Source organism: Shimia sp. CNT1-13L.2 (assembly GCF_024331145.1).
GTDB lineage: Bacteria > Pseudomonadota > Alphaproteobacteria > Rhodobacterales > Rhodobacteraceae > Shimia.
Map to the genome: position 1 here is coordinate 385,394 of NZ_JANDJO010000003.1, position 24,845 is coordinate 410,238.

General features: G+C 61.5%; 28 protein-coding genes. 16 read left to right on the forward strand and 12 right to left on the reverse strand.

The genetic code is table 11. The features are described 5' to 3' along the window. Positions 1-11: 11 nt before the first annotated feature. The 5 genes from NNA36_RS08695 to lpxB all read left to right on the forward strand — a co-directional run bounded on the left by NNA36_RS08695 (position 12) and on the right by lpxB (position 3,863). Positions 12-536 (forward strand): OmpH family outer membrane protein, encoded by a 525-nt coding sequence (locus tag NNA36_RS08695; RefSeq protein ID WP_255106378.1) that lies wholly within the window; start codon positions 12-14, stop codon positions 534-536. A gap of 78 nt (positions 537-614) precedes the next feature. Further along, on the forward strand, positions 615-1,079 hold the full coding sequence (fabZ, locus tag NNA36_RS08700) for a 3-hydroxyacyl-ACP dehydratase FabZ (RefSeq protein WP_255106381.1): 465 nt from the start codon (positions 615-617) through the stop codon (positions 1,077-1,079). Positions 1,080-1,085: 6 nt separating this feature from the next. After that, complete coding sequence (gene lpxA, locus NNA36_RS08705) at positions 1,086-1,883, forward strand: acyl-ACP--UDP-N-acetylglucosamine O-acyltransferase (RefSeq protein ID WP_255106383.1); 798 nt, start codon at positions 1,086-1,088, stop codon at positions 1,881-1,883. Between the two features lie 13 nt (positions 1,884-1,896). After that, positions 1,897-2,700, forward strand: coding sequence for an LpxI family protein (locus tag NNA36_RS08710; protein WP_255106386.1), 804 nt, complete (start codon positions 1,897-1,899; stop codon positions 2,698-2,700). Further along, positions 2,700-3,863, forward strand: coding sequence for a lipid-A-disaccharide synthase (gene lpxB / locus NNA36_RS08715; RefSeq protein WP_255106389.1), 1,164 nt, complete (start codon positions 2,700-2,702; stop codon positions 3,861-3,863). The genes NNA36_RS08710 and lpxB overlap by 1 nt, the downstream gene beginning before the upstream one ends. A 45-nt stretch (positions 3,864-3,908) precedes the next feature. Here lpxB and mnmA read toward each other — a convergent pair whose 3' ends face one another. Next, the gene (gene mnmA, locus NNA36_RS08720; protein ID WP_255106391.1) at positions 3,909-5,051 is read right to left on the reverse strand and encodes a tRNA 2-thiouridine(34) synthase MnmA; all 1,143 of its coding nucleotides are present in this window, start codon (positions 5,049-5,051) and stop codon (positions 3,909-3,911) included. A 118-nt stretch (positions 5,052-5,169) separates the two neighbouring features. On the opposite strand from mnmA, the gene NNA36_RS08725 reads away from it, so the two are divergent. The 5 genes from NNA36_RS08725 to NNA36_RS08745 all read left to right on the forward strand — a co-directional run bounded on the left by NNA36_RS08725 (position 5,170) and on the right by NNA36_RS08745 (position 10,903). Beyond that, positions 5,170-5,448, forward strand: a complete 279-nt coding sequence (locus NNA36_RS08725; protein WP_255106394.1) for a DUF1153 domain-containing protein — start codon at positions 5,170-5,172, stop codon at positions 5,446-5,448. Positions 5,449-5,542: 94 nt separating this feature from the next. Next, positions 5,543-6,262, forward strand: a complete 720-nt coding sequence (ctrA, locus tag NNA36_RS08730; protein WP_255106397.1) for a response regulator transcription factor CtrA — start codon at positions 5,543-5,545, stop codon at positions 6,260-6,262. A 95-nt stretch (positions 6,263-6,357) separates the two neighbouring features. Continuing rightward, complete coding sequence (gene ligA, locus NNA36_RS08735) at positions 6,358-8,580, forward strand: NAD-dependent DNA ligase LigA (RefSeq protein WP_255106835.1); 2,223 nt, start codon at positions 6,358-6,360, stop codon at positions 8,578-8,580. After that, positions 8,577-10,667: an ATP-dependent DNA helicase RecG gene (recG, locus tag NNA36_RS08740; RefSeq protein ID WP_255106400.1), complete on the forward strand. Its 2,091-nt coding sequence runs from the start codon at positions 8,577-8,579 to the stop codon at positions 10,665-10,667. Before ligA ends, recG begins: the two co-directional genes overlap by 4 nt. A gap of 113 nt (positions 10,668-10,780) precedes the next feature. Further along, the gene (locus NNA36_RS08745; RefSeq protein WP_255106403.1) at positions 10,781-10,903 is read left to right on the forward strand and encodes a hypothetical protein; all 123 of its coding nucleotides are present in this window, start codon (positions 10,781-10,783) and stop codon (positions 10,901-10,903) included. A 211-nt stretch (positions 10,904-11,114) separates the two neighbouring features. On the opposite strand, the gene NNA36_RS08750 is transcribed toward NNA36_RS08745, so the two are convergent. Continuing rightward, positions 11,115-11,567: an iron-sulfur cluster assembly scaffold protein gene (locus NNA36_RS08750; protein ID WP_255106405.1), complete on the reverse strand. Its 453-nt coding sequence runs from the start codon at positions 11,565-11,567 to the stop codon at positions 11,115-11,117. 65 nt (positions 11,568-11,632) lie between these two features. On the opposite strand from NNA36_RS08750, the gene hisI reads away from it, so the two are divergent. Next, positions 11,633-11,992 (forward strand): phosphoribosyl-AMP cyclohydrolase, encoded by a 360-nt coding sequence (gene hisI, locus NNA36_RS08755; protein WP_255106407.1) that lies wholly within the window; start codon positions 11,633-11,635, stop codon positions 11,990-11,992. A gap of 56 nt (positions 11,993-12,048) precedes the next feature. On the opposite strand, the gene gluQRS is transcribed toward hisI, so the two are convergent. The 4 genes from gluQRS to NNA36_RS08775 form a co-directional block, all read right to left on the reverse strand. Then, positions 12,049-12,891: a tRNA glutamyl-Q(34) synthetase GluQRS gene (gluQRS, locus tag NNA36_RS08760; protein WP_255106409.1), complete on the reverse strand. Its 843-nt coding sequence runs from the start codon at positions 12,889-12,891 to the stop codon at positions 12,049-12,051. Then, positions 12,888-13,499, reverse strand: a complete 612-nt coding sequence (locus NNA36_RS08765; RefSeq protein ID WP_255106412.1) for a class I SAM-dependent methyltransferase — start codon at positions 13,497-13,499, stop codon at positions 12,888-12,890. The genes gluQRS and NNA36_RS08765 overlap by 4 nt, the downstream gene beginning before the upstream one ends. A gap of 54 nt (positions 13,500-13,553) precedes the next feature. Next, the gene (trmFO, locus tag NNA36_RS08770) at positions 13,554-14,897 is read right to left on the reverse strand and encodes a methylenetetrahydrofolate--tRNA-(uracil(54)-C(5))-methyltransferase (FADH(2)-oxidizing) TrmFO (protein ID WP_255106414.1); all 1,344 of its coding nucleotides are present in this window, start codon (positions 14,895-14,897) and stop codon (positions 13,554-13,556) included. 333 nt (positions 14,898-15,230) lie between these two features. Further along, positions 15,231-16,019 carry an enoyl-CoA hydratase gene (locus tag NNA36_RS08775; RefSeq protein ID WP_255106416.1) on the reverse strand — a complete coding sequence of 263 codons (789 nt, stop codon included), beginning with the start codon at positions 16,017-16,019 and terminating at the stop codon, positions 15,231-15,233. A gap of 56 nt (positions 16,020-16,075) precedes the next feature. Here NNA36_RS08775 and NNA36_RS08780 point away from each other — a divergent pair, with 56 nt between their 5' ends. Both NNA36_RS08780 and NNA36_RS08785 read left to right on the forward strand, forming a co-directional pair. Next, complete coding sequence (locus tag NNA36_RS08780) at positions 16,076-16,510, forward strand: PaaI family thioesterase (RefSeq protein WP_255106418.1); 435 nt, start codon at positions 16,076-16,078, stop codon at positions 16,508-16,510. A 95-nt stretch (positions 16,511-16,605) separates the two neighbouring features. After that, positions 16,606-17,583 (forward strand): SLAC1 anion channel family protein, encoded by a 978-nt coding sequence (locus NNA36_RS08785; RefSeq protein WP_255106421.1) that lies wholly within the window; start codon positions 16,606-16,608, stop codon positions 17,581-17,583. Positions 17,584-17,653: 70 nt separating this feature from the next. Here the strand turns inward: NNA36_RS08785 and NNA36_RS08790 are convergent, their stop codons facing one another. After that, positions 17,654-17,884, reverse strand: a complete 231-nt coding sequence (locus NNA36_RS08790) for a DUF1127 domain-containing protein (protein WP_255106423.1) — start codon at positions 17,882-17,884, stop codon at positions 17,654-17,656. An 86-nt stretch (positions 17,885-17,970) separates the two neighbouring features. On the opposite strand from NNA36_RS08790, the gene NNA36_RS08795 reads away from it, so the two are divergent. The 3 genes from NNA36_RS08795 to rpsI all read left to right on the forward strand — a co-directional run bounded on the left by NNA36_RS08795 (position 17,971) and on the right by rpsI (position 20,475). Then, positions 17,971-19,365 carry a PLP-dependent aminotransferase family protein gene (locus tag NNA36_RS08795; RefSeq protein ID WP_255106425.1) on the forward strand — a complete coding sequence of 465 codons (1,395 nt, stop codon included), beginning with the start codon at positions 17,971-17,973 and terminating at the stop codon, positions 19,363-19,365. Positions 19,366-19,524: 159 nt separating this feature from the next. Next, positions 19,525-19,986 (forward strand): 50S ribosomal protein L13, encoded by a 462-nt coding sequence (rplM, locus tag NNA36_RS08800; RefSeq protein ID WP_255106428.1) that lies wholly within the window; start codon positions 19,525-19,527, stop codon positions 19,984-19,986. Positions 19,987-19,989: 3 nt separating this feature from the next. Further along, positions 19,990-20,475, forward strand: coding sequence for a 30S ribosomal protein S9 (gene rpsI, locus NNA36_RS08805; protein ID WP_255106431.1), 486 nt, complete (start codon positions 19,990-19,992; stop codon positions 20,473-20,475). Between the two features lie 180 nt (positions 20,476-20,655). On the opposite strand, the gene NNA36_RS08810 is transcribed toward rpsI, so the two are convergent. Genes NNA36_RS08810 through metA form a run of 5 tightly spaced genes read right to left on the reverse strand, consistent with a single transcriptional unit; the run spans position 20,656 to position 24,828 of the window. Continuing rightward, positions 20,656-21,429: a hypothetical protein gene (locus tag NNA36_RS08810; RefSeq protein ID WP_255106433.1), complete on the reverse strand. Its 774-nt coding sequence runs from the start codon at positions 21,427-21,429 to the stop codon at positions 20,656-20,658. Positions 21,430-21,440: 11 nt separating this feature from the next. Further along, positions 21,441-22,058 carry a TetR/AcrR family transcriptional regulator gene (locus tag NNA36_RS08815; protein ID WP_255106435.1) on the reverse strand — a complete coding sequence of 206 codons (618 nt, stop codon included), beginning with the start codon at positions 22,056-22,058 and terminating at the stop codon, positions 21,441-21,443. Then, on the reverse strand, positions 22,051-22,920 hold the full coding sequence (gene ppk2 / locus NNA36_RS08820; protein ID WP_255106437.1) for a polyphosphate kinase 2: 870 nt from the start codon (positions 22,918-22,920) through the stop codon (positions 22,051-22,053). The genes NNA36_RS08815 and ppk2 overlap by 8 nt, the downstream gene beginning before the upstream one ends. Before the next feature lie 41 nt (positions 22,921-22,961). Then, a complete protein-coding gene (locus NNA36_RS08825) occupies positions 22,962-23,915 on the reverse strand; it encodes an alpha/beta fold hydrolase (protein WP_255106439.1) in 954 nt (317 codons plus the stop codon). Next, positions 23,905-24,828: a homoserine O-succinyltransferase gene (metA, locus tag NNA36_RS08830; protein WP_255106441.1), complete on the reverse strand. Its 924-nt coding sequence runs from the start codon at positions 24,826-24,828 to the stop codon at positions 23,905-23,907. Before metA ends, NNA36_RS08825 begins: the two co-directional genes overlap by 11 nt. Between the last annotated feature and the right edge of the window lie 17 nt (positions 24,829-24,845).

The window sequence follows — 24,845 nt, forward strand, 5'->3', positions numbered from 1 at the left end:
CGGTGGCGCTCATGTTTATGAGTGCCGCCGTTTCCGTTTCGGCCCAGACATTTGGCGCCCCGCGGGCAACGCCGATCCTGACCGTGGATTCAGATCGCATGTTTGCAGAGTCAGCTTTCGGGGTTCGTGTGTCCCGTGACGTTGAAGCAGGGCAGTCGGTGCTTCTTGCGGAAAATCGCAAGATCGAAGCCGAACTGGAAGCGGAAGAGAAACGCCTGACCGAGTTGCGGGCCGATATGGAGCCGGGTGAGTTTCGGGCGGTTGCGGATGCCTTCGACGAACGTGTTCAGGGCATTCGGGTTCAGCAGGACGGCAAGGCTCGGGCGATTGCGGAAACCCGTGACGACCAGCGCGCCCTCTTTTTCCAGGCTGCCCAGCCGGTTTTGACCGAGCTGATGCGCGAGATGCGGGCGGAAATCCTGATTGAGCGTCGGACGGTTCTCATCTCGAGCAATGCCATCGACATTACGGATCGTGCCATCGAGCGACTGAATGCGGCGCTTGGAGATGGTCGGGATCTTCTTGAAAACCCGTGATCTGCTTGCCGAAACCGGCGCGGATTGTTAGGGCTAAACCAACCAGAACAACAAGATACTCTCTTAAAGGAGGGACAGATGTCCGAGACCCTGCAGACCGCCGATATTGACCTGATCCAGCGGATCATTCCACATCGTTATCCTTTCCTGCTGGTCGACAAGGTCGTGGACATTGACGGCTACAGCTCGGCCACCGGCATCAAGAACGTCACCATGAACGAACCCCACTTCCAGGGGCACTTCCCGGGCAAGCCGATCATGCCGGGTGTGACCATTGCCGAGGCGATGGCGCAGACCGCCGCCGTGATGGTGGGCGTGGCGCTGGACATGGCGGACAAGGAACTGCTGGTTTATTTCATGTCGATCGACAAATGCAAATTCCGCCGCATGGTGGTGCCGGGGGATCGGCTCGAGATGAAGCTGACCACCGTGCGTGGCAAGCCAGGTGGCAAGGTCTGGAAGTTCCAGGGCGTGGCCACGGTTGACGGCGAGATGGCCTGCGAGACCGAATTCACCGCGATGATGGACCTGCCCAAGGAGTAATCCCAGATGGCGATTTCCGAAGAGGCCAGGGTTCACCCCTCTGCCGTGATCGAAGAGGGTGCCGTGATCGCGGCGGGCAGCGAAGTTGGCCCGTTCTGCGTGATTGGTGCCGATGTTGTGTTGCACGAGGGTGTGGTGCTCAAATCGCATGTGGTCGTGACCGGGCACACCGAGATCGGCAAGGACACGGTAGTGTTCCCCTTTGCCGTCATTGGCGAGATCCCGCAGGACCTCAAGTTCAAGGGTGAGGCATCGCGCCTTGAGATTGGCGAGCGCAACCGCATTCGCGAGCACGTGACGATGAACTCGGGCACCGAAGGCGGTGGTGGCGTGACCAAGATCGGCGATGACGGGCTGTTCATGGCGGGCTGTCACATTGCCCATGACGCCATTATCGGTGACCGTGTGATCGTGGTGAACTCCTCGGCCGTGGCCGGGCACTGCGTGATCGAGGACGACGTGATCATCGGCGGCCTGTCGGGCATCCACCAGTGGGTGCGCATCGGCAAGGGCGCGATCATTGGTGCGGTCTCGATGGTGACCAATGACGTGATCCCCTATGGTCTCGTTCAGGGGCCGCGCGGCAAGCTGGACGGTTTGAACCTCGTAGGGCTCAAGCGTCGCGGCGTGAGCCGTGCGGACATCACCGCGTTGCGGGCGGCGTTCCAGATGATGGCGCAGGGCGAAGGCGCCTTCCAGGAGCGCGCCAAGCGCATGGGAGACGAGTTTGACAGCGACTATGTGCAGGAGATCGTCGACTTCGTCCTTGGGGACACCGATCGTTCGTTCCTGACACCGGGTTAAGACAGGATAGCTGATGGGCAAACTGGCGATTATTGCAGGGGCAGGCGCATTGCCTGTCATGCTGTCCAACGCGCGGCCGGATGCGCTGCGCGTTGTCTTCGAAGGTGTCGCGCACGACATGGCCGCGCCGCTGCGCACCCACAATGTCGCCAAGCTAGGCGTGTTGTTCGATGACCTTCTGGGCGAGGGTGTGGATCAGGTGATTTTCGCCGGAGCGATGGCGCGTCCGCAGTTCAACCCGGCCGACTTTGACCCGCTGACCCTGTCCTTGCTTCCCAAGTTGCAGGGCGCGTTTCAAAGCGGCGACGATGCGGTGTTGCGCTTCTATGTCTCGCTGTTCGAGGAACGCGGCATGAAGGTGGTTGGCGCGCATGAGGTACTGGCCGAGCTGGCAGTGCCGGAGGGGCTTTATGGCGGGCCTCAGCCGAGCGAGGCGCAGCTTGCGGATGCGGCGAAGGCCACGGATATCCTTCTGGCGCTGTCGCCGCTGGATGTCGGGCAGGGGGCGGTTGTTGCTGGTGGCCTGTGTCTGGGGATCGAGACCTTGCAGGGCACCGATGCCCTGTTGCGCTTTGTCGGGGAAACGCCTGCGCATTTGCGGCGCGGTATTGGCGGCGTGCTGGTCAAGGCCCCCAAGCGCGGGCAGGACCTGCGGGTCGATATGCCCGCCGTGGGGCCGCAGACCGTGCGTAACGCGGCGGCGGCGGGTCTTGACGGGATCGTTGTCTCGGCGGGCAAGGTGCTGGTACTGCAGCCCGAGGACACCCGTGCGGCGCTTGAGGAGACCGGCCTGTTCCTTTTCGCGCAGGTGCTGTGATGAAAGTCTTCCTGATCGCCGGAGAATTGTCTGGCGACAGGCTGGGCGGGGCCCTGATGGAGGGGCTGAAGGAATTGGTGCCGGGTGTCACTTTTGAAGGCGTCGGCGGCCCTCTGATGCAGGCGCAGGGGTTGCAAAGCCTGTTCCCGATGGACGAGTTGAGCGTCATGGGCATTGCCGAGGTGCTGCCCAAGTATCGCCACCTGAAACGCAGGATGCACCAGACCGCCGAGGCGGTTCTGGCGGCCAAGCCCGATGTGTTGATCACCATCGACAGCCCGGATTTCTGTCTGCGAGTTGCCAAGGAAGTGAAAGCCGCAAGCAACATTCGCACGGTGCATTACGTGGCACCCTCGGTCTGGGCATGGCGGCCAAAGCGGGCCGCCAAAATGGCGCGGGTCATTGATCAGGTTCTGGCGCTCTTGCCATTCGAGCCACCCTACATGGAAGCCGAAGGCATGCGCTGTGATTTCGTGGGGCATCCGGTGGTGGCCGAGCCCGTTGCGAGTGACGATGAGGTGGCCGCCTTTCGCGCGGATCACGGCATTGGTGATGCGCCCTTGTTGCTGGTGCTGCCCGGTTCAAGGCGTGGCGAGGTCGGCAGGTTGATGCCCGGTTTTGGCGAGGTGGTGGCGCGGCTTGTGGCCGAGACACCTGATCTGCGCGTTGTGCTGCCTGCGGCGGCCCCTGTTGCGGGGCTGGTCAGGGAAAAAGCGGCGGTTTGGGCCGTGGCGCCGATCATCCTTGATCCCAATGGTATGCCCACCGATGCGGCGCTGACAGCCAAGCGCGCGGCTTTTAGGGCAGCAGATGTGGCACTTGCGGCTTCCGGAACGGTCTCGCTTGAACTGGCTGCCAATGCGACGCCCATGGTGATTGCCTATGACATGAGCTGGCTGAGCTGGCAGATCATGAGCCGCGCGGCGCTGATCGATACGGTGACGCTTGTGAACCTCGTGTCCGAGACGCGCGACATTCCCGAATTCCTTGGCCCTGCCTTCAAGCCCGAAGACATTGCGCCGGCGGTCTTGCAGGTTCTGAAAGACCCATCGGCGCAGGTAGGGCCGATGAATGTCACGATGCAACGTATCGGACGTGGCGCGGAACGCCCCGGATTGCGGGCGGCACGGGCGGTTCTGGATGGTGTGCGGGACCGCGGGTAAATCCTTCTTGAAGGATTTTCCGATGGAAAATCTTCGAGAAGATTTTCAGCCTTTCCAGATCCAGCCACCACCGAAAATGCGGCTGCTGTCGGTGTCATAGAAGACGCAGGCCTGACCGGGAGAGATGCCTTCCTCGGGCGTCAGGAGTTCCACCTCGGCGGTGTCCGGCCCGGTGGGGCGGATGATCGCTTCGCGCGGCGGGCGGGTCGAGCGTACCTTGACCGACAGATGCCATGCCTCGCGGCTCTCGAAGGGTTCGTCGCCCAGCCAGTTGATTTCCCGCACCGGAACGATGCGCGTGGCGAGCATTTCTTTCGGGCCGACCACAACCTGTTTGCTGTCGACATCCAGTTTCACCACATAGAGCGGTTCGGACAGGCCGCCGATGCCAAGGCCGCGCCGCTGGCCGATGGTGTAATGGATGACGCCTTCGTGGGTGCCCAGAACCTTGCCCGTGGGATCAACGATCTCGCCCGGTTCCGCCGCGCCGGGGCGCAGTTTCTCGATCACGCTGGCATAGTCGCCATTGGGCACGAAACAGATGTCCTGGCTGTCGGGCTTGTCGGCCACGGCAAGGCCGTATTCCGCCGCAAGCGCGCGGGTCGCATCCTTGTTGGGCAGGTGGCCCAGCGGGAAGCGCAGGTAATCCAGCTGTTCCGGCGTGGTGGAAAACAGGAAATACGACTGGTCGCGGCGCGCATCTGCGGCCGAGTGCAGTTCCGCGCCGTTCGCACCCATCTTGCGCTGGATATAGTGGCCGGTGGCCATGCAATCGGCATCAAGATCCTTGGCGGTTTCCAGAAGATCCTTGAACTTGACGCGCTCGTTGCAGCGGATGCAGGGCACCGGGGTTGCGCCAGCGAGGTAGCTGTCGGCGAATTCGTCGATTACCGCGTCCTGAAAGATGTTCTCGTAGTCGAGAACATAATGCGGAAAGCCCTTTTCCTCGGCCACGCGGCGGGCGTCGTGAATGTCGATACCGGCACAGCAGGCACCTTTCTTGGCCAGCGCCGCGCCGTGATCGTAAAGCTGGAGGGTCACGCCAACCACGTCATAGCCTTCGTCGGCCAGCTTGGCCGCCACGACCGAAGAATCCACGCCGCCCGACATGGCAACAACCACGCGGGTTTCGGAAGGGGGCTTGGCAAAGCCGAGCGAGTTCAGTTGTGGGTCTTGATCAAGCGCCATGGCGACTCTCCGTTCAGAAGTCGTCGAGAATATAGGAAAATCTTACCTACTCTCAAGAGGCAGTTTCATTTCCCGTTAAGCCCGTTTCGCCAGCATGGGCCGAAAGTGAGGGTTTGGGATGTACTTACGCAAGATCGAGGGGCCGCGCACCGTGACTTTGGCGGACGGGCGGATCATGTCGCAGGCGGACTTGCCGCCGCCCGACACGCGCAGGTGGGTTGCGTCGCGCAAGGCCGCCGTGGTGCGTGGTGTGGCCTATGGCCTGATTACCAAGGCCGAGGCGCTGGCCCGCTATGGGCTGAGCGAGGAGGAGTTTGAGCAATGGGTCGTAGCAGTGCGCGAGCATGGGGTGGAGGCGCTCAAGGCCACGTTGCTGCAAAAATATAGACAACTTTAAGGAGAGTTGATAAAGATCGCACATTAGTAACGCGCGATTAACCATTCTTGTTCAGGTTGGTGCGCATCGAAATGATTTATGCGAGGAGTTTGCCATGCGTGTCCTGCTGGTAGAGGATGATCCGGCCACTTCGAAAAGCATCGAGATGATGCTGACCCATGCAAACCTGAATGTCTATGCGACGGACCTTGGAGAAGAGGGCGTCGATCTTGCAAAGCTCTATGACTATGATCTGATCCTTCTTGATCTCGGGCTGCCCGACATGAACGGCCACGAGGTGTTGCGCCAGCTGCGCCTTGCACGGATCGAGACGCCGATCCTGATCCTGTCGGGGGCGGATGACACCGAAAGCAAGCTCAAGGGATTCGGGTTCGGCGCGGATGATTATCTGACCAAGCCGTTCCATCGCGAGGAGCTGGTGGCGCGCATCCATGCCATCATCCGCCGCTCAAAGGGCCATTCCCAGTCGATCATCCGCACCGGCAAGGTGGCGGTGAACCTTGATGCCAAGACGGTCGAGGTGGAGGGCGAGCAGGTGCATCTGACCGGCAAGGAGTACCAGATGCTCGAATTGCTGAGCCTGCGCAAGGGCACGACGTTGACCAAGGAGATGTTCCTCAACCATCTTTACGGCGGCATGGATGAGCCGGAACTGAAAATCATCGACGTCTTCATCTGCAAGCTCCGCAAAAAACTGAGCGAGGCGACGGGCGGCGAAACCTATATCGAAACCGTCTGGGGCCGTGGCTATGTGTTGCGTGATCCGGCCCCGGTTGAAAACACTGGCGAAGAGCGCGTCGCCCTGCGCGCCTGACTCATCGGTTCTGGACCTCTCGCGGTCTCCCGCATATCACTTGGAGAAAGTGACAGGGGAGACCGCAGGTGAGCGCCGAGATCGAGATTTCCAAAATGACGCCGGAAGAGGCGCGGGCCGAGCTTGAACGGCTGGCCGCGCTGCTTGGTCGTGCGAACACCGCCTATCACGGCGAAGACGCGCCGGAGATTTCGGATGCCGAGTATGACCGTCTCAAGCGGCGCAATGCCGATATCGAGGCGGGTTTTCCCGATCTCAAACGCGCCGACAGCCCCAGCGACAGGGTGGGCGCGGCCCCGGCCGAAGGCTTTGGCAAGATCACCCACGCGGTGCCGATGCTCTCGCTTGGCAATGCGTTCGAGGATTCGGACGTCAGCGATTTTGCCGATCGCATCCGGCGCTACCTCGGGATGGAGAGCGGTGCGCTCGACTTCACCGCAGAGCCCAAGATCGACGGGTTGAGCCTGTCGCTGCGCTATGAGGGGGGCGTGTTGCAACATGCGGCGACCCGTGGTGACGGCGAGACCGGTGAAAACGTGACCGAGAACGCCCGCACCATTGCCGACATCCCGCAACAGATTGCCGGCGCACCGGACGTTCTTGAGGTGCGTGGCGAAGTCTATATGAGCCACGCCGATTTCGAGGCCTTGAACGCCCGTCAGGCCGAAGCGGGCGAGAAGCCCTTTGCCAACCCGCGCAACGCCGCTGCCGGCAGTTTGCGGCAGCTGGATTCCAAAATCACCCGCGCGCGTCCGCTTCGGTTTTTTGCCTATGCCTGGGGTGAGTTGTCTGCGCCACTGGCCGAAACACAGATGGGCGCGATCGAGAGGTTGCGTGACTTCGGGTTTGTTATCAACGATTTGACAGCCGTATGTGATGGGCCGAAAGCCCTGATCGCCCACTATCGAAAGATCGAGGAACAGCGCGCGACGCTGGGCTATGACATTGATGGCGTGGTCTACAAGGTGAACCGCCTTGATCTGCAATCGCGCCTTGGCTTCCGCGCCACCACACCGCGTTGGGCCGTGGCGCACAAGTTCCCGGCGGAACTCGCCTGGACACGGCTTGAGGCCATCGACATCCAGGTCGGACGTACCGGCGCGCTGAGCCCTGTGGCCCGTCTGACTCCGGTCACGGTGGGCGGGGTTGTGGTGTCGAATGCCACCCTGCACAATGAGGATTACATCCAGGGCCGCGACAGTAAGGGCGCGGAAATTCGCGGCGGCAAGGATATTCGCATCGGTGACTGGGTGCAGGTGTATCGCGCAGGCGATGTGATCCCGAAAGTCGCGGATGTGGACCTTGGCAAACGCCCCGAGGATGCCGCGCCCTATGTCTTTCCCACGGAATGCCCCGAATGCGGATCAAAGGCCGTGCGCGAAGAAGGCGACGCGGTGCGTCGCTGCACGGGTGGGTTGATTTGTCCCGCGCAGGCCGTTGAAAAACTTAAACATTTTGTCTCTCGAAAGGCTTTTGATATTGAAGGGCTCGGCGCCAAGCAAATCGAGATGTTCTATGACGACGAAGACCTGCCGATCCGGACGCCGGTTGATATTTTCCGGCTTGAAACGCGGGATGGCGGCAATCTGACCAAGCTCAAGAACCGCCACGGCTGGGGCGATCAAAGTGCGACGAACCTGTTCGCGGCGATCACCGAGAAGCGCCGGATCGCGATGGGGCGCATGATCTTTGCCCTTGGAATCCGCCATGTGGGTGAAGTGGCGGCCAAGGATCTGGCGATGCATTTCGGAGGTTGGCCCGCCCTTGCGGAGGCGGTGGATGCGGCGCGGCCTGCGGCGCTTGCCCATCGCGCGGCGGATGAAGCCGAGGATCGCGAGCGCATCGCGGCAGCGGCCGAGGGCCGGCGGGCGCGGATCAAGGAAACCCGTGACAGGGCGATTGCAACTCAAGACGTGCCGGAAGGCGCCGCCGCGGCATGGGACGATCTGACGGGCATCGATGGGATCGGGGCCACCGTGGGCCTGTCGCTGTCGGATGCGATGGCGAACGAACACGAGCGGGCGGCGATTGATGAGCTGGTTGCCGAGCTTGAGATCGAAGCCCCGGCGGCACCAACCAAGGAAAGCCCGGTGGCCGGGAAAACCGTGGTTTTCACCGGCAAGCTCGAAAAGATGACGCGTGATGAGGCGAAGGCGCGGGCGGAATCCCTTGGGGCCAAGGTTTCGGGCTCAGTGTCGGGCAAGACCGATCTTCTGGTGGCGGGTCCGGGCGCGGGATCGAAGGCCAAGAAGGCGGCTGATCTTGGTGTCGAGACGATCGACGAAGATGCCTGGCTGGCGCTGATCGAAGGGCTATGAGCGGACGTCCGGAAATCCTGTTTCCGCTTTTTGCGGAGCTGACCACGCTGGACGGGGTTGGCCCCAAGACCGCGCAGCACATGGCGCAGATCGCGATAGAAAAGCCGCGTGACCTGTTGTTTTTGCTGCCTTATTCCGGTGTGGATCGTCAGCGGCGCGAAAGCGTGCTGGATGTGACCCTGCCGGATGTTGTCACCGTCGAGGTGCTTGTGGGCAGCCATCGGCCCGCCCGCAACCGTGGCGGTGCCTACAGGATCACCGTCGAGGATGGGCGCACGGCGTTTCAACTGGTGTTCTTTCATGCCAAGGGCGACTATCTCAAACGTGTGTTGCCGGAGGGCAGTCGACGGTTGGTTTCGGGCCGTGTCGAACTGTTCGACGGGGTGCCGCAGATGGTGCATCCCGAACATATCCTGCCGCCTGAGGAGGCCGCCGACATCCCGGCCTATGAGCCGGTTTATGCGCTCACCTCTGGGGTGACCCTTCGCACGATGACCAAAGCGGCGCAGTCGGTTTTGGCGCGGGTGCCGGAGTTGGAGGAATGGATTGATCCGGGCCAGAAGGCACAGGCCAAATGGCCCGATTGGCACGAGGCCATCACGGCAGCCCATGCGCCGGAAGGGCTCAAGGATCTGGCGGCGACGTCGCCCGCGCGGGAGCGGCTGGCCTATGACGAGTTTTTCGCCCATCAGGTGACGCTGGCCCTGGCGCGGTCGCGTCTGCAACGGGCCAAGGGGATCATCAGTGAGGCCAACGGGCGGCTGCAGGGCAGGGTGCTGAAGGCGCTGCCCTATCGCCCGACGGGGGCACAGCATCGGGCGATTGAGGAAATCACCGCCGATATGGCCACGCCTTTGCGCATGAACCGCCTGCTGCAGGGCGATGTGGGGGCGGGCAAGACGTTGGTGGCGCTGATGGCGATGCTGGTCGCTGTCGAGGCGGGTGGTCAGGCTGTGATGATGGCCCCGACCGAGATTCTGGCGCGCCAGCATATGGAAGGGCTGAAGCCGCTGGCAGAAAGCGCCGGTGTGGTGATCGAAATCCTGACCGGTCGTGACAAGGGCAAGGAGCGGCGGCTCAAGCTCGAGGCGCTGGCGCGTGGCGATATTCATATCCTTGTCGGCACCCATGCCGTGTTCCAGCAGGACGTGCATTTTGCCGATCTGCGCCTTGCGATCATCGACGAACAGCACCGGTTCGGCGTGCGGCAACGGCTGGAACTGGGCAAGAAAGGCGAGGGGGCGGATGTTCTGGTGATGACCGCGACGCCGATCCCGCGGTCGCTGGCGCTGGCGCAATACGGCGATATGGATGTGTCGATCCTTGATGAAAAGCCCCCCGGACGCCAGCCGATCAAGACGGCGCTTGTGTCGACCTCGCGGATGGACGAGGTGGTGGGCCACCTGCGCAAGGCGGTGTCCGAGGGCAAACAGGCCTATTGGGTGTGCCCCCTCGTGGATGAAAGCGAAAGCGTTGATCTGGCTGCGGCAGAGGAGCGTTTCAAACACCTGCGGGCGGCCTTGGGCGAAGGTGTTGTAGGGCTTGTGCATGGTCAGATGCCCCCGGCCGAGAAAGACGCGGCGATGGCGGCGTTTCAGAAGGGGGAAGCTAGCGTTCTTGTCGCCACCACGGTCATCGAGGTGGGCGTGGATGTGCCCAACGCAACGATCATGGTGATCGAACGGGCGGAAATCTTTGGTCTCGCCCAGTTGCACCAGCTGCGTGGGCGCGTGGGGCGGGGCTCGCAGGCGTCGACCTGTTTGCTGATGTATCAGGCCCCGCTGAGCGAGAACGGGGAAAAGCGCCTGACCACGCTGCGCGAGAGCGAAGACGGGTTCCAGATCGCGCAAACCGATCTGGAAATGCGCGGCGCAGGTGATCTGATCGGCACGGCGCAATCGGGAGTGCCGCGGTTCCGGATTGCCGATCTCGAGGGGCAGGCGGCCCTGATGGCGGTGGCGCAAAGCGATGCACGCAAACTGTTGTCGGATGACCCCACGCTCGAGTCGCCGCGCGGGCAGGCGGCGCGTGTTCTTTTGTGGCTGATGGAACAGGATCAGGCGATCCGTTTGATTACAGTGGGTTAGGTGAAGCGTTCCACTTTGTTCGCAAATGTTCTCAAAAAGTTCTTTACAGAATCTGAATCATATGAGAACAAATAAGCAACAAATGCTGATAAAGCTGAGCAGGAGCCGCCAAGATGATGACCCAGATCAAGACCGTGATCCGCAATTCCCGTAGCACCCTGATCCAGGATGCGATCGGGGGCGTTGCCTTGATTGTCATGATGCTGGTGGCCTTGCACGTGCCCGGCATTGCCTGAGTTTTCTGCCGCGTTCTCGTGCCGGTTCAACCTCGCATCCTGTCCCACTTTTTGATGCGCTGAGACTGACACTGCCTGTCCCAAGTCACTGAAGGGAATGCCTCTTTCCCCCTTCTTGCCAACCGGGTCCCTCACGGGAACGCACCTTTCCTGCGCCGCCTTCCTGTCCCGGAAGTGCGGCGTTTTTTTTGGTAAGGCCTTGGGGAGACGGTCAGGCGCAGCTTGCTTGAGCGGCCTGTTCCATGGCCTCGGCGGTGGCGTCAAGCGCCAGCATGATCGAGGCGTGCCGGTTCTTGTAGTCCCGCGCAGGGCGCAGCACTTCAAGCTCGTCAAATGGCGCCGGGGGTGTCGGGCCGTCCTCTTTGAGCATGACCTTGAGCGCGTCGCGGGCCGCGTGGATGTCCGCAAGCGAGCGGCCAATCACGTTGCTGCCCACAACCGAAGCCGCCGCCTGTCCAAGGGCGCAGGCTTTGACGTCTTGCGCGAAGTCGGCGATGCGACCATCGGCCAGCACAACATCCACCGTGACGGTCGAGCCGCACAGGGGGGAGCGCTTTTTGACCGTGGCATCCGGCGCATCGAGGCGTTTGGTATGCGGCATTTCTGCCGCCAGCGCCAGAATGCGCCCGGAGTAGAGTTTGATGAGATCGTTTTCACCAGACATGGCTGTTCCCTTTGCCGTGTCTTTCCTAGATAGAGGCCTTAAGCACAGATGCAAAGGAATTCGACATGGCATTCGATCCCAAATCCCTCACATACAACGAAGCAGGTCTGATCCCGGCCATTGCCCAAGATGCCACCAGCGGCGAAATCCTGATGATGGCCTGGATGAACGCCGAGGCCGTGGCCAAGACGCTTGAGACCGGCAAGGTGACCTATTGGTCGCGGTCGCGCCAGTCGTTCTGGATCAAGGGCGAGACCTCGGGCCACGTGCAGGAGCTGGTGGATTTCCGTTTTGACTGTGATCAGGACTGTATCCTCGTGATGGTGAACCAGACCGGCGCGGCCTGTCACACCAACCGCCGTACCTGTTTCTATACCGCCGTACGGGATGGCGAAGAAGTCGAACTGATGAAGCCGATGGGGTGAATGGCCCTTGCGGGCCATGCCTGCGGCGCGGGTATTTGATCCAAGAAGAAAAGGGCCTAGAGCCCGACAAGGGCGCGAATGTCGGCAGGCGTCGCGCCGTCCTGACGATATTTGGCAATGGCGCGTGCGTCATCGCGTTTGGCAAGGCGTTTGCCGCTGTCGTCGCGCACAAGGGCGTGGTGGTGATAGGTGGGCGTGGGCAGGCCGAGAAGGTTTTGCAGGAGAACGTGGATGCGGGTGGCGTCAAACAGGTCCTCGCCGCGCACCGCATGGGTGACACCGGTGGCCGCATCGTCCAGCACCACGGCAAGATGGTAGGAGGCTGCCATGTTGCGGCGCGCCAGAACAACATCGCCGATGGTGGTTTCCAGATCCTGTTGCGACAGCGCGTGTTGGCCGCGGTGCGCGGGGCCGGTTTCCGTGAAGGCAGCGGGCAGGCCCCTGATGCAGGCCCTGGTCATGTCGAGACGCGTGCAGGTTGCGGCTGAGGCGGGCAGGGCGCGGTGCCGGCAGGTTCCGGGGTAGATGCGCCCGTCGGGGCCGAATTCCGGCACGCCTTCCTGCGGGGCATTTGCCGCGGCTTCGATATCGCGGCGGCTGCACTGGCAGGTGAAGGTGAGGCCTTGTTTGGCGAGCTGTGCGAGGGCGGCTTCGTATTCGTCGAAATGCTCGGACTGGCGGCGCACGGGGCCGTCCCAGGTGAGGCCGAGCCAGGTCAGATCGTCGTAGATCTGCTGTTCCCAATGGGGCCGGGCGCGGGACTGGTCGAGATCGTCGATGCGCAAGAGGAACCGGCCACCTGATGCGCGCGCCATGTCATGCGCGACAATCGCGGAATAGGCGTGTCCAAGGTGCAGGGGGCCGGTTGGGGATGGGGCGAAGCGGCTTGTGAATGTCATGCCTTTTCAATGACATAAATGTAGGACTTTAGGTTCTGAGCGGGCAGGTGTGGCCCGTAGTCCCGCATTAGCAGACGGATGCCCCCATAGTCCATATGCTCACTGAGGCGGCCTTCGTAGGTTTTCTCGGCAATGGCATGGTCGTTCAGCGAGAACACAAGTTTCGCACCACGCGCAAGACCGGAGATCAGGGAGTCGAGAACCTCGGCAGGCGCACCGCCGGGGCCGAGCAGGCCGATGGCGGCGACGGTTTCATACTCTGCGATCCGATCGAAACCGGTGTCCGGAGCGATGCGGGTCAGGCGGCGGTAGATGCCTTTGGCCTCGGCCTGTGCGATCATTTCCGGCGAGATGTCGACGCCGTCGAGCGTCTCAAAACCGGCCATGCGCAGGGCAAGGCCCGAAAGGCCCGTGCCGCATCCGTAATCCAGAACCGGAGCGGCGGTGTTGGCCTTGTGGCGCAGAAGGGCCCTGGCGCAGCGTTCCGGTGTGGCATAGCCGTTGTCCTGGATCTCGGTCTCATAGGTGGCGGCCCAGGCGGCGTAGTGGGCGGCAACGTCCTCGGGGGCGTCGCCGCGGTAGATCTTGTCGATGAAGGTGTCTCCCATGCGATCAAGCTAACCGCATGGGGGAAAACGCGTCCAGCGTTTTGTCGGCCGTGTTTAGGCTTGGGTGTCCAGCCATGCCTGCCAATCGGTCTTGGCGCGGTCGGTATAGGCCTTGTAGCGGTCCTTGCGGCCACGACGGCCGCCCTTGAGGCCATCAACCGGCTGGAACAGGCCGAAGTTGACGTTCATCGGCTGAAAGGTCTTGGCCTCGGCCCCGCCGGTGATGTGGTGTACCAGAGCCCCCATCGCGGTGTTGAGCGGCGCGGTCTCAAGCGGTTTGCCGAGGATTTCGGCGGCGGCAAGGCGACCCGCCAGAAGGCCCATCGCGGCGCTTTCGACATAGCCTTCGACGCCGGTGATCTGGCCCGCGAAACGGATGTTCGGGCGCGACTTGAGACGCATCTGATCGTCCAGAAGCGTTGGTGAATTGATAAAGGTGTTGCGGTGAATGCCGCCGAGACGCGCAAAAGAGGCGTTCTCGAGACCGGGGATCATCTTGAATACCTCGGTCTGCGCGCCGTATTTCATCTTGGTCTGGAAGCCGACGATATTATAGAGCGTTCCCAGTGCGTTATCCCGGCGAAGTTGAACCACTGCATAGGCTTTTTCGTCGGGTTTGTGGGCGTTGGTCAGGCCGACCGGTTTCATTGGCCCGTGGCGCAGGGTCTCGCGGCCGCGTTCGGCCATCACCTCGATCGGAAGACAGCCGTCAAAGTAGCCGGCGGTTTCGCCTTCGTGGAATTCGGTCTTGTCGGCGGCCAGCAGAGCATCGATGAAGGCCTCGTACTGGTCCTTGGTCATCGGGCAGTTGAGATAGGCCTTTTGCTCTTCCTCGGTGTCGCCCTTGTCATAGCGCGATTGTAGCCATGCGACGTCCATGTCGATGCTTTCGGCATAGACGATGGGGGCGATGGCATCGAAGAACGCGAGGTGGTCGGCGCCGGTTTCCTTCTGGATCGCAGCCCCCAGACCGGCCGAGGTCAGCGGTCCGGTGGCGATGATCCAGTGGCCATCTTCCGGCAGTTCGGAAATCTCGCCGTATTCGACGCGCACGTTGGGCAGGTCGGTCAGCGCCTTGGTGACGCTTTCGGCAAAGGGGTCGCGATCAACCGCGAGGGCGCCACCTGCGGGCAGGCGGTGCTTGTCGGCCATGCCCATGATCAGCCCGTTGGCGGCGCGCATTTCCCAGTGCAAGAGGCCAACGGCGTTCTGTTCGTCGTCGTCCGAGCGGAAGGAGTTGGAGCAGACCATCTCGGCAAGGTTGCCGGTGCGGTGCGCAAAGGTTTCCACTTGGGGCCGCATCTCGTGAATAACCACGTCTACGCCCATATGCGCCGCTTGCCACGCCGCTTCCGATCCGGCCATTCCGCCGCCGATGATATGCAATGTCTGTGCCATGCAGCGGGACATAGGGCAGGAGGGCGGATTTGGAAAGGGGGAAGCGCGCGAAGGCGCGGTCTGGACGAGACGAGGTAGGTCAGTTGGTTTCGTGGCAGATCCGCACCTCCCGCAGCGCACACGGGAAGGCGCGCGCCTTGGTAAGGCGAAGCGGGTGGCCCTTGGGTGGTATCGGGACGGCCACCCGTCGCCGGGTGCGGCCGCGTGATTCCGGGCAGAAGGAAGGGCGCACACCCGAAGGCGCGAGAAGCTCGCGCAGGGACAGTGTGGCGCAGAACATCGAAATCCCCAAACAACCTTCTGGAAAAACACCGTTTTCCAGACGGAAACGGATCAGTCCTGCTGCCAGTTGGGGGGGCGTTTTTCCAGGAAGGCGCTGATCCCTTCCTCGGTATCGCGGTAAAGCATGTTCTCGACCATGACATCACCGGTATAGGCATAGGCCTCTGCGGTGGACATGGTGGACTGCTGGTAGAAGGCCTGTTTGCCAACCCGCACGGCCGCGCCCAGTTTTCCGGCGACGGTTTCGGCAAGCTCTGTCGCTGCCTGATCAAGCTGGTCATGCGGCACAACCCTGTTCACCAGGCCCTGCGCCTCGGCTTCGCTTGCGTCGAGAAACTGACCGGTGGTCAACATTTCAAAGGCTTTCTTGCGGTGGATGTTGCGCGACAGGGCCACCATCGGGGTCGAACAGAACAGGCCGATATTGACGCCATTGACGCCGAACCGCGTGCCTTCGGCGGCGACGGCCATGTCACAGGTCGCGACCAGCTGGCAGCCGGCGGCAGTGGCGATGCCGTGGACCTTGGCGATCACCGGTTGCGGCAGGGACTGAACCGTCAGCATCATGCGGGCGCAGCGGTCGAACAGGTCCTTGAAATAGGCCTTGCCGCCGTCTTCGGACTGGCGACCGGCGGTCATCTGCTTGAGGTCGTGGCCCGCGCAGAAGGCTTTGCCAGCACCGGACAGTACGATGGCGCGCACGCTGCGGTCGTCTTTCAGGGCGTCGAACTCGGACTGAAGCGCGGCCAGCATTTCGTCGGAAAGCGCGTTCAGGCGCTCGGGCGCGTTCATATGCAGATGTGCCACGGCGTTTACGTCGCGACGTTCGAGAATTGCCATCTTGTCCTCCCATGACTTTGCGGCAACCCTAGCGATCAAAATCACAGGAGAAAAGCATGGGCGTGAAATTCACGGTCGAGGAGATGAACAGCTACCTGGCAGAGGTGTTCCCGCAGGTTCAGGATGATTTCCGGGTGGAGGAACTGACCGAGACGGGCTGCGTCATGCGCCTGATGGTACAGGATCGGCATTTGCGCCCCGGTGGCACGGTTTCGGGGCCGTCGATGTTCGGTCTGGCGGATGTTGCGGCCTATGTGGCGACCATGGGCATGGTGGGCAAAGAGGCGCTCGCGGTGACAACCGGGTGTTCGATGGATTTCATGCGCAAACCGGCGGCGGGTGTTGACCTGATCGCCCGTGCATCTCTGCTGAAACTGGGCAAGACACTGTCGGTGACGGATATCCTCATCTACTCGGAAGGCATGGACCAGCCGGTTGCGCGCTCCACCATGACCTATTCCATTCCGCCCGCGGGCAAGGGGGCGCTTTGATGGGCATGGCGTTGATATTCTGTAATTGATATATGTCAGCGCGACTCTTCCCGCCTTCGGGCATTCGTGAAGAGAAAACAGAAGGACCGAGGCCCGTGACCGAGACGATTGAAACTGACAGCGCCGAACCAAAGCTCAAACATTTTCCCGTGCCGTTTTTCGCGGTGGTGATGGGGATCATGGGGTTGACCCTTGCCCTGCATGCAGGGGCCGAGGCCTATCCCGTTCTGGCAGGCGCATCCCAGGTGATCATGTGGGCCGGGATCGCGATCTTCACGGTGATCGCGGTGTTCTATTTCGCCAAGTACTTCAAGTATCCGGCAGCGGTGCAGGCAGAGTGGAACCATCCCGTGCGGTTGGCCTTCTTTCCAGCGATTTCGATTTCCATGCTGTTGATGGCCACCGCACTTCTGGCCCATGCGCCCGAGGCGGCGCGTGGTCTCTGGGTGATTGGCGCGGCGTTGCAGGGTGTTCTGACCGTGGCCGTGATCTCGGGCTGGATCAGTCACCGCAGTTTCGAAGTGGGGCAGCTGACACCGGCGTGGTTCATTCCTGCGGTGGGCAATGTCGTGGCCCCCATCGCTGGCGCCCGCCTTGGCTATATCGAGATTTCCTGGCTGTTCTTTTCGACCGGGGTGATTTTCTGGGTGATCCTGCTGACACTGGTGTTCAACCGCCTGATCTTTCACAACCCGATCCCGGGCAAGCTCTATCCGACGCTGGTGATCCTGATCGCACCGCCCGCCGTGGCGTTTTCGGCCTATGTGAACCTGACGGGACAGGTCGATCCCTTCGCCCGTATCTTGCTGAATGCGGGCTACCTGTTTGCGATCCTGATCCTTGTGCAGGTGCCCAAACTGGCCAAGTTGCCCTTTGCCCTGCCGTGGTGGGCGCTGAGCTTCCCCGTGGCGGCGCTGAGCATTGCGTCCTTCTCATTCGCACGCATGACCGGGTCGGCGGCGCATGAGATGATTGGCCTTGTGATCCTCGTGGTTCTGATCGCGATCATGGCCGGGCTGGTCTATCGGACCTGTCTGGCCATCCTGCGCAACGAAATCTGCGTGCCGGAATAAGCCGTTCACCAACGCGACCAACAAAAAAGGCCGGGACGTGTCCCGGCCTGAGTGCTGGCGTCCAACGGGGTCAGGCGCGCCAGAATCTCTTGGCGGCTTCGGCTTTCGCCTCTTCCAGGCTGATGCCAATATCCTGTAGACGCGCCGCCTCGAGACGGGCCAGCGCCCTCCGAGTGCGTGCGCGTCGGTCCCACTTGGTGACGAGCACAGCAAAGGCCAGAGCCCAGCGAGCGATGACCGGAAGAGGGTGGTCCTGCACGAATGAGATCAGCTGAATGCTGTTGTTTGCCGTCTGTACCATTGGGAACTCCTTTTGTATTGATACAATTTGCGACTTAGAGTAGGTATTTGATACAATTGTGCCGATCGGAAAGACAGGAAAACATTGTGACTGATACAATTTGGCCGCCAGATTTCGAGAAATCGTCCGAATCCAAGTATATTGTATTGGTACAATCCCTCCGCGCGGCGGTGCGGTCCGGCGAAATGGGCCCCGGCGAAAAGCTCCCGCCAGTGCGGGAGTTGGCCTGGAAGCTTGGCATTACCCCCGGAACCGTTGCGCGTGCCTATAAGCTCGCGGTCGAGGAAGGGTTGCTTGAGACAACGGTCGGGCGCGGCACCTTTGTGTCGTCCGGCAAGCGCGAGGAGGTGCCGGAAGAGGTGTCGCTCGTGGCCCACATGGCGAGCGACGATTTGAACCTGCGCGGCATTCGGGTGCCCGACGTCGGGCAGGACAGCATTATTCAGGGGATCATGCGTAAGCTGGGGGCAGAGGGTGGCATGGGCTATATCGACTGTCCGACGCCGCTCAAGGATGTGGCGGCGCGTCAGGCGGTTGTGCGCTGGATCGGTCAGGATCGCGTGGGCCGGTTCACCGAAGACGAGGTGGTGCTGGGGCTTGGGGCGCAACACACCGTGATCCTGACCTTGCAAGCCTGTCTGCACGGGGCGAACCCGATCATCCTGACCGAGGAACTGGCCTTTCCCGGCGTGCGCCACGCGGCCCGTCTTTTGCGGGCGCAGGTCATCGGCGTGCCGATGGATGCCGAGGGGCTGAGACCGGACAAGCTGGAAGAGATTCTGCGCCAGCATGGGGGGCAGGTCTTGTTGACCGCTGCGGAAACCCACAGCCCGACGACCCTGCGCACCTCGCTTGAGCGTCGTCGCGAGATTGCAGAGGTGGCCCGCCGCTACCAGTTGCAGATCATCGAGGATGATTGCCACACGGTGACGCGGCCCGAGTTGCCAGCCTACCGGGCAATCTGTCCCGAACGGGCGTGGTACGTGTCGTCGCTCACGAAATCCGTCTCTGCGGCGATGCGCTTTGGCTTTGTGGTCTGCGCCAAGGGGCAGGAGGGGGCTGCGCAGCAGGTGTCACAATCGTCCTTTTACGGGCTGCCCCTGCCGATGCTGGATATCTGCGCCGAGCTTATCAACAGCGGTCAGGCCGAGGTCATTCGCCAGCGCGTCGAAGACCGTGTGCGCAAAAGGGTGCAACTGGCGCTGAACATTCTGGGCCATTGGGACGTGCAGTGGCGCCCGGATGTTCCCTTTATCTGGATCAGGCTGCCGCGCGGCTGGCGTTGTTCCACCTTCATGCTGGCCTGTGGCAACGAGGGCATCGGCATCAAGCCCGCCGACGAGTTTGCATTGCCGGATGGACCGGTGCCAAATGCCGTGCGGATCGGCCTTAATCCTGATATTGCCGACCGCGAGTTCGAGGTCGCGATGCGAAAACTGTCCGATATCCTGTCAAAACCGCCCGCAGATGTGGATTTTTAATGGGGTAAAATAATACCTAATTTGCAACCTGTTGTTTTATATCATTTAATTCGGAAATAGTGCGCTTGACTGTGTTTGTGACACCTTTATAACCCGCCCATCGAATTTCGGTGCGTCCGTCTTGGGCGCATTCGTCAACCAAACATCAGGTAGACTGACATGAAAACCTTTTCTGCTACTCCGGCAGACATCGAAAAGAAATGGATCATCATCGACGCCGAGGGCGTGGTGCTGGGCCGTCTCGCATCGATCGTCGCCATGCGCCTGCGCGGCAAGCACAAGGCATCGTTCACCCCCCACATGGACATGGGTGACAACGTCATCGTCGTAAACGCCGACAAGGTCCAGCTGACCGGTCGCAAGCGTTCGGACAAGAAATACTACTGGCACACTGGCCACCCGGGCGGCATCAAGCACCGCACCGCCGAACAGATCCTGGAAGGCGAGTATCCGGAGCGTGTGGTCATGAAAGCTGTTCAGCGCATGCTGCCCGGCGGCAAGCTGTCGCGCAAGCAGATGACCAACCTGCGCGTTTACGCTGGCGCAGAGCATCCGCACGAGGCGCAAGCCCCGGAAGTGCTGGATGTGAAATCCATGAACTCGAAAAACACCCGGAGCTAATCAATGGCTGATCAAATCAACTCGCTTGAAGAGCTGAACGCCGTTGCTGGTGCAGAAGCTGTTGTCGAAGTAGAAGCCCCCCGCGAGCCGGTTCGTGACGAACTGGGCCGTTCCTATGCCACCGGCAAGCGTAAAGACGCTGTTGCCCGTGTATGGGTCAAGCCGGGTTCGGGCAAAGTTGTCGTGAACGGCAAGGACATGGACAAGTACTTTGCACGTCCGGTTCTTCAGCTGATCCTGCGCCAGCCCTTCCAGGTTGCCGGCGTTGAAGGTGAATTCGACGTATTCGCCACCGTTAAAGGCGGCGGTTTGACCGGTCAGGCCGGTGCGGTCAAGCACGGTATCTCGAAAGCTCTGCAACTCTACGAACCGTCGCTGCGTGGCGCTCTGAAAGCCGCTGGCTTCCTGACCCGTGACTCGCGCGTTGTTGAACGTAAGAAATACGGTAAGCGCAAAGCACGTCGTTCGTTCCAGTTCTCGAAGCGTTAAGCTCGACTGGACAAGAGATTACAAAGGGTCGCCTTCGGGCGGCCCTTTTTCGTTTTGTTTTGCGGCCAGAGGGCATTCGAGAAGGGCAGCGACTGCTTGGGCGGGCGCGAATGCGCCTGCCGGGAGGCAGGCAGGCGCAGCCCGGCGGGGCCGCCGGGCAAACCGGCCCGATAAGCTGAATTATTTCTGCGCGCGACGTTTCTTCAATTCGCGTCGCATCAGCCGGAAGCGGCGAAAGATCGAACCGCGTTCGCGGTTGATGCTGGTCAGGAGATGGCAGGCAAGGGGGCGCAGAACCGGATCGGTTTCAGCGGTGATCCAGATCATGCCAAGCAGGTTACGATCGAGATCGCCGTTCTTGATCGAATAAGGGGTCATTCCAAGCGGCAGGTTGCTGCGGGTGCGCGTGTCGAGGTCGAAGGGCTGTTTGGCCTTGAAACCGCTATAGCGTCTTTCGGTTTCGTAGAGTTTGATGAGGCCGAAAAACACGGTCAGTTCTGAGGCGCAACGGCGCTGGACTTCGTTTTCACCGTAGTCGCGAAAGGTCTGGAGCGCCGACAATTGCCAGCGCACGTCCAGCCGATCCATGAGGAAATCTCCGTGCTCCTGCCACATGGCAAGGAAGATCGCCCGCGCGATGGGGGGCGGATTGCTGCGGCGGGCGGCGGCGATGGTCAGGGCATGTAGCGCCAGAAATTCGGGCTGGCCTTCGAATTCCTTGCACAGGGTGGTGTATTTCTCGGCGGCGATCTTGTCGGGGTCCTCGAGCGTCTCAAGTTCGGCGTCTGTCGGGGCAATCACCTTTTGGTCGCGCAGGGGATCAAGCCCGAATTGCGCGATGTCGTGCAGGGTCTCGTTCATGCCGCGGTATTCCGCACGATAGGCGGGCGTCTGCTTGACGAGATCGGCAAACCCCTGCGGGTAGGTAAAGGAGCCTTCGAAGAGGTTTTCCATCACGTCCATCCTCAGCTGTCCGAGTCGATCAGGCCAAGCCCGCGCAAGTAAACGCCAATACCGCTTTCCAGCAGGTCTTCGGGCGGAAACGGGCTTTGGGTTCCGGGCGAGTTCCGCGCGAAAAGTTCCACAACCCCGTGGCTCATGGCCCAGATATGGGCGCTGAACATGCTGGCGGGCGGGCGTTTCTCGGGCGGGATATGGCGGCTCAGATCCTCGGCAGCCCGCTCCATGACACCTCGCGCGCGCGCCGCGACATCGGCCAGTTCAGGTGTCCGGTTCACCGAGATGCCGCTTTCGAACATTGCGATATAGTGGCCGGGGTACTTGCGGGCAAAGGCGAGATAGGCACGCCCGGTGGCCTCGAACGAGGCAAGCGCAGAGGGCTGGCCCTTGTCATAGGCGTATTGCATCAGGTCGGCGAAGATCACATAGCCCTGGCGTGCGGCCTCGGCGATCAGGTCCTCGCGGCCTTCGAAATGGCGGTAGACCGCCGCCGGCGTCACACCTGCCTGTTTCGCGGCCTCGGACAGGGTAAAGCCGGTGGGCCCTTTTGCCTCGATAAGTTTCAGGGCCGCTTCGACAAGAGCCTGGCGCAGATTGCCGTGATGATAGCCGCGTTTAGGCATTCCAGATGTCCGGTCCACCGCAAGTTTTTGTATCGATATCACCGATGGCCTTGGCATCCTTGCGGTCATAGTCAAGCGCGCCCAGAACGGTGCGGATCGCCGCCAGCCGCGCGCGGCGCTTGTCGTCGGAGCGCACGATTGTCCACGGTGCTTCGGACGTGTGCGAGCGTTCCAGCGTTTCCGAGATCGCGGCGCTGTAGTCATCCCACTTCTTGAGGCCCTCGACGTCGATCCAGCTGAGTTTCCACTGTTTCAGGGGATCACGCTCGCGGGCCATGAATCGGCGCAACTGCTCTGCGCGTCCGACGTTGAGCCAGAACTTGAACAGGTGAATGCCTTCGTCGACCAGCATTTTCTCAAAGTCCGGAACCTGCCGGAAGAAGTGCTCGCGTTGAGTGTCGGTGCAGAAGCCAAAGACCTTTTCGACCACGCCGCGATTGTACCAGGAGCGATCATAGAACACGATTTCCCCGCCAGAGGGCAGGTGGTCGATGTAGCGCTGGAAGTACCATTGCGACTGCTCGGCCTCGGTGGGTTTGGAGAGCGCCACAACGCGGGCGCCACGCGGGTTGAGGTTCTCGCGAAAGCGTTTGATGGTGCCACCCTTGCCGGCTGCGTCGCGCCCTTCGAACACGATAGCCACGCGCTGGCCGCTGTCCTTGGCCCAGCGTTGCAGTTTCACAAGCTCAACCTGAAGCGCCTCGATCTCTTTTTCATAGGCCTTGCGGCTCATGCGTTCGGAATGCGGGTAGCTGGCATCAAGGATGGCGTCCTTGTCGGCGTCTTTAATGGCCTTGCGGACGGCCTCGGGGGCGTCGTTCTCGTAGAATGCGCTGATGGCGCCATCAAAGGGCAGCTCCATGAAACCTCTCCGTTTTTTCTTAATATGGCCTTCGCAGCGGGCTAGTGCAATGCAGCGCGGTGCGCGGCCCGGTCGATTGCTGCCGCGACATCCCCGGCGGCGACGTGCTGCGGCATGTGGCCGACACCGGCCAGGATGGTGAGCTTTGCGCCGGAAATCCGCGTCACGAGGCGTTCGGCATGGTTCCAGTGCGGGACGATCGTGTCTTCGTCGCCGTGGATGATTTCCGTCGGCACGGCGATCTCTCCGTACCGCGGATAAAGGGCGTGGATTTCCGACAGCAGGTTGGCACGCTGAAGCGCGTTGGCCCGCAAGGCGGCGCGGCGGATCGTCAGGCCGGTGCCAAAGTAGGCGCCAAACCCCTTTGGTTCCTTTTGCGGTGTGAAGATGCTGGCCATGACCCTGTCAACATAGCTGTCGGTGACAAAAGCCGTGATCAGTGGGATCGCCAGCGGCCCGATCCAGCGGTGCGACACGGTCCGGTAGTAGCCATCAAGGGGCGTTTCCCAGATGCTGGCCACGGCTGCGACGGGCACAAGCGCCGAGAGGCGGTCAGGGAAATGCACCGCCCAGGCCAATGCAACGGCGCCGCCATAGCTTTGACCGCAGACGATGGGGCGGGGCGCGCCAAGCTGGGCACAGGCCTTGGACAGGAGGTCGGCCTGTTCGATGATTGTGGCACCCTTGCCATGCAGCCGGTCGGTATAGCCAAGGCCGGGGCGGTCAAAGACCAGAACGCGGTAACGATCTTCAAGATGGCGCACCAGTTCAAAGGTCATGTCCCGGGTGCTGCCGCTGGCGCCGTGGATCAGCACCAGATCAGGTCCGCTGCCGCGGATCACGACATGCACGCGGTGGCCGTCGACCTCGAGAAACTCGCCTTCGGGCGGGTGGCTGGCCTCGGAACGTGCCTCGTGGCGGCGCGCCCGCCACAGGACAACGCCGACGAAGCCCAGAGCAAGAAGGGCGATGAATATCAGGACGTTACCGGCCAATCTCGTTCATGTCGTAAGGCGTGGTTTCGTAGATCTCGGTGATCCAGTTGCCATAAAGAAGATGCGCATGGCTGCGCCAGCGGTTCATCGGCGGCTGGCTTGGATCATCGTCGGGGTAATAGTTCGTCGGCACGTTGATCGGCGTCCCTTCGGCCACGTCGCGATCATACTCCTGCTTGAGCGTGTCGCTGTCGTATTCGAAGTGGTTGAAAATATAGAGCGCCCGATGCTCGGGATCTTCCACAAGGCAGGGGCCGACTTCGTCGCTGGCCAAGAGGGTCTTCAGGGCCGGAACACTGTCGATTTCGTCCTGTTTCATCTCGGTCCAGCGGCTGACCGGAATCACGCAGTCATCCGAGAAACCGCGCAGGTAGTGCGAGGCGGAATCGAGATTCTTGTGCCGGAAACAGCCAAAGGCCTTGGCATCGAGAATGTGTTTCTTGACGCCATGGAAGTAGTTAATCATCGCCATGCCACCCCAGCACACGCCGAAGGTGGAATGCACGTGGGTCTGGGTCCAATCAAAGATCTCGCGCAGCTCGTCCCAGTAGGTCACATCGTCAAAGGGCATGTGCTCGATCGGCGCGCCGGTGATGATGAGACCGTCAAACTTCTCGCCGGAGGCCTTGACCTCGTCGAAGGGGCGATAGAATTCCGCCATATGCTCGGCGGCCGTGTTGCGGGTCTTGTGCTCGCTCATGCGGATCAGCGAGAGTTCGATCTGCAAGGCGGTGGCCCCGATCAGGCGCGCGAACTGGTTCTCGGTCTGGATCTTCTTGGGCATCAGGTTCAGCAACCCGATCCGCAAGGGCCGAATATCCTGCCGCGCCGCCTGCCGCTCGGACATGACCATCACACCTTCGCGCGAAAGCACGTCGAAGGCGGGAAGGTGCGAGGGCAGTTTGATGGGCATAACAGTATTCCTAGGCC

What these genes read in the sequence shown, in the direction of transcription:
- NNA36_RS08695 (WP_255106378.1), top strand. Translation starts at nt 12, where the DNA reads ATGTTTATGAGTGCCGCCGTTTCCGTTTCGGCCCAGACATTTGGCGCC.
- fabZ (WP_255106381.1), top strand. Translation starts at nt 615, where the DNA reads ATGTCCGAGACCCTGCAGACCGCCGATATTGACCTGATCCAGCGGATC.
- lpxA (WP_255106383.1), top strand. Translation starts at nt 1,086, where the DNA reads ATGGCGATTTCCGAAGAGGCCAGGGTTCACCCCTCTGCCGTGATCGAA.
- NNA36_RS08710 (WP_255106386.1), top strand. Translation starts at nt 1,897, where the DNA reads ATGGGCAAACTGGCGATTATTGCAGGGGCAGGCGCATTGCCTGTCATG.
- lpxB (WP_255106389.1), top strand. Translation starts at nt 2,700, where the DNA reads ATGAAAGTCTTCCTGATCGCCGGAGAATTGTCTGGCGACAGGCTGGGC.
- mnmA (WP_255106391.1), bottom strand. Translation starts at nt 5,051, where the DNA reads ATGGCGCTTGATCAAGACCCACAACTGAACTCGCTCGGCTTTGCCAAG.
- NNA36_RS08725 (WP_255106394.1), top strand. Translation starts at nt 5,170, where the DNA reads ATGTACTTACGCAAGATCGAGGGGCCGCGCACCGTGACTTTGGCGGAC.
- ctrA (WP_255106397.1), top strand. Translation starts at nt 5,543, where the DNA reads ATGCGTGTCCTGCTGGTAGAGGATGATCCGGCCACTTCGAAAAGCATC.
- ligA (WP_255106835.1), top strand. Translation starts at nt 6,358, where the DNA reads ATGACGCCGGAAGAGGCGCGGGCCGAGCTTGAACGGCTGGCCGCGCTG.
- recG (WP_255106400.1), top strand. Translation starts at nt 8,577, where the DNA reads ATGAGCGGACGTCCGGAAATCCTGTTTCCGCTTTTTGCGGAGCTGACC.
- NNA36_RS08745 (WP_255106403.1), top strand. Translation starts at nt 10,781, where the DNA reads ATGATGACCCAGATCAAGACCGTGATCCGCAATTCCCGTAGCACCCTG.
- NNA36_RS08750 (WP_255106405.1), bottom strand. Translation starts at nt 11,567, where the DNA reads ATGTCTGGTGAAAACGATCTCATCAAACTCTACTCCGGGCGCATTCTG.
- hisI (WP_255106407.1), top strand. Translation starts at nt 11,633, where the DNA reads ATGGCATTCGATCCCAAATCCCTCACATACAACGAAGCAGGTCTGATC.
- gluQRS (WP_255106409.1), bottom strand. Translation starts at nt 12,891, where the DNA reads ATGACATTCACAAGCCGCTTCGCCCCATCCCCAACCGGCCCCCTGCAC.
- NNA36_RS08765 (WP_255106412.1), bottom strand. Translation starts at nt 13,499, where the DNA reads ATGGGAGACACCTTCATCGACAAGATCTACCGCGGCGACGCCCCCGAG.
- trmFO (WP_255106414.1), bottom strand. Translation starts at nt 14,897, where the DNA reads ATGGCACAGACATTGCATATCATCGGCGGCGGAATGGCCGGATCGGAA.
- NNA36_RS08775 (WP_255106416.1), bottom strand. Translation starts at nt 16,019, where the DNA reads ATGGCAATTCTCGAACGTCGCGACGTAAACGCCGTGGCACATCTGCAT.
- NNA36_RS08780 (WP_255106418.1), top strand. Translation starts at nt 16,076, where the DNA reads ATGGGCGTGAAATTCACGGTCGAGGAGATGAACAGCTACCTGGCAGAG.
- NNA36_RS08790 (WP_255106423.1), bottom strand. Translation starts at nt 17,884, where the DNA reads ATGGTACAGACGGCAAACAACAGCATTCAGCTGATCTCATTCGTGCAG.
- rplM (WP_255106428.1), top strand. Translation starts at nt 19,525, where the DNA reads ATGAAAACCTTTTCTGCTACTCCGGCAGACATCGAAAAGAAATGGATC.
- rpsI (WP_255106431.1), top strand. Translation starts at nt 19,990, where the DNA reads ATGGCTGATCAAATCAACTCGCTTGAAGAGCTGAACGCCGTTGCTGGT.
- NNA36_RS08810 (WP_255106433.1), bottom strand. Translation starts at nt 21,429, where the DNA reads ATGGAAAACCTCTTCGAAGGCTCCTTTACCTACCCGCAGGGGTTTGCC.
- NNA36_RS08815 (WP_255106435.1), bottom strand. Translation starts at nt 22,058, where the DNA reads ATGCCTAAACGCGGCTATCATCACGGCAATCTGCGCCAGGCTCTTGTC.
- ppk2 (WP_255106437.1), bottom strand. Translation starts at nt 22,920, where the DNA reads ATGGAGCTGCCCTTTGATGGCGCCATCAGCGCATTCTACGAGAACGAC.
- metA (WP_255106441.1), bottom strand. Translation starts at nt 24,828, where the DNA reads ATGCCCATCAAACTGCCCTCGCACCTTCCCGCCTTCGACGTGCTTTCG.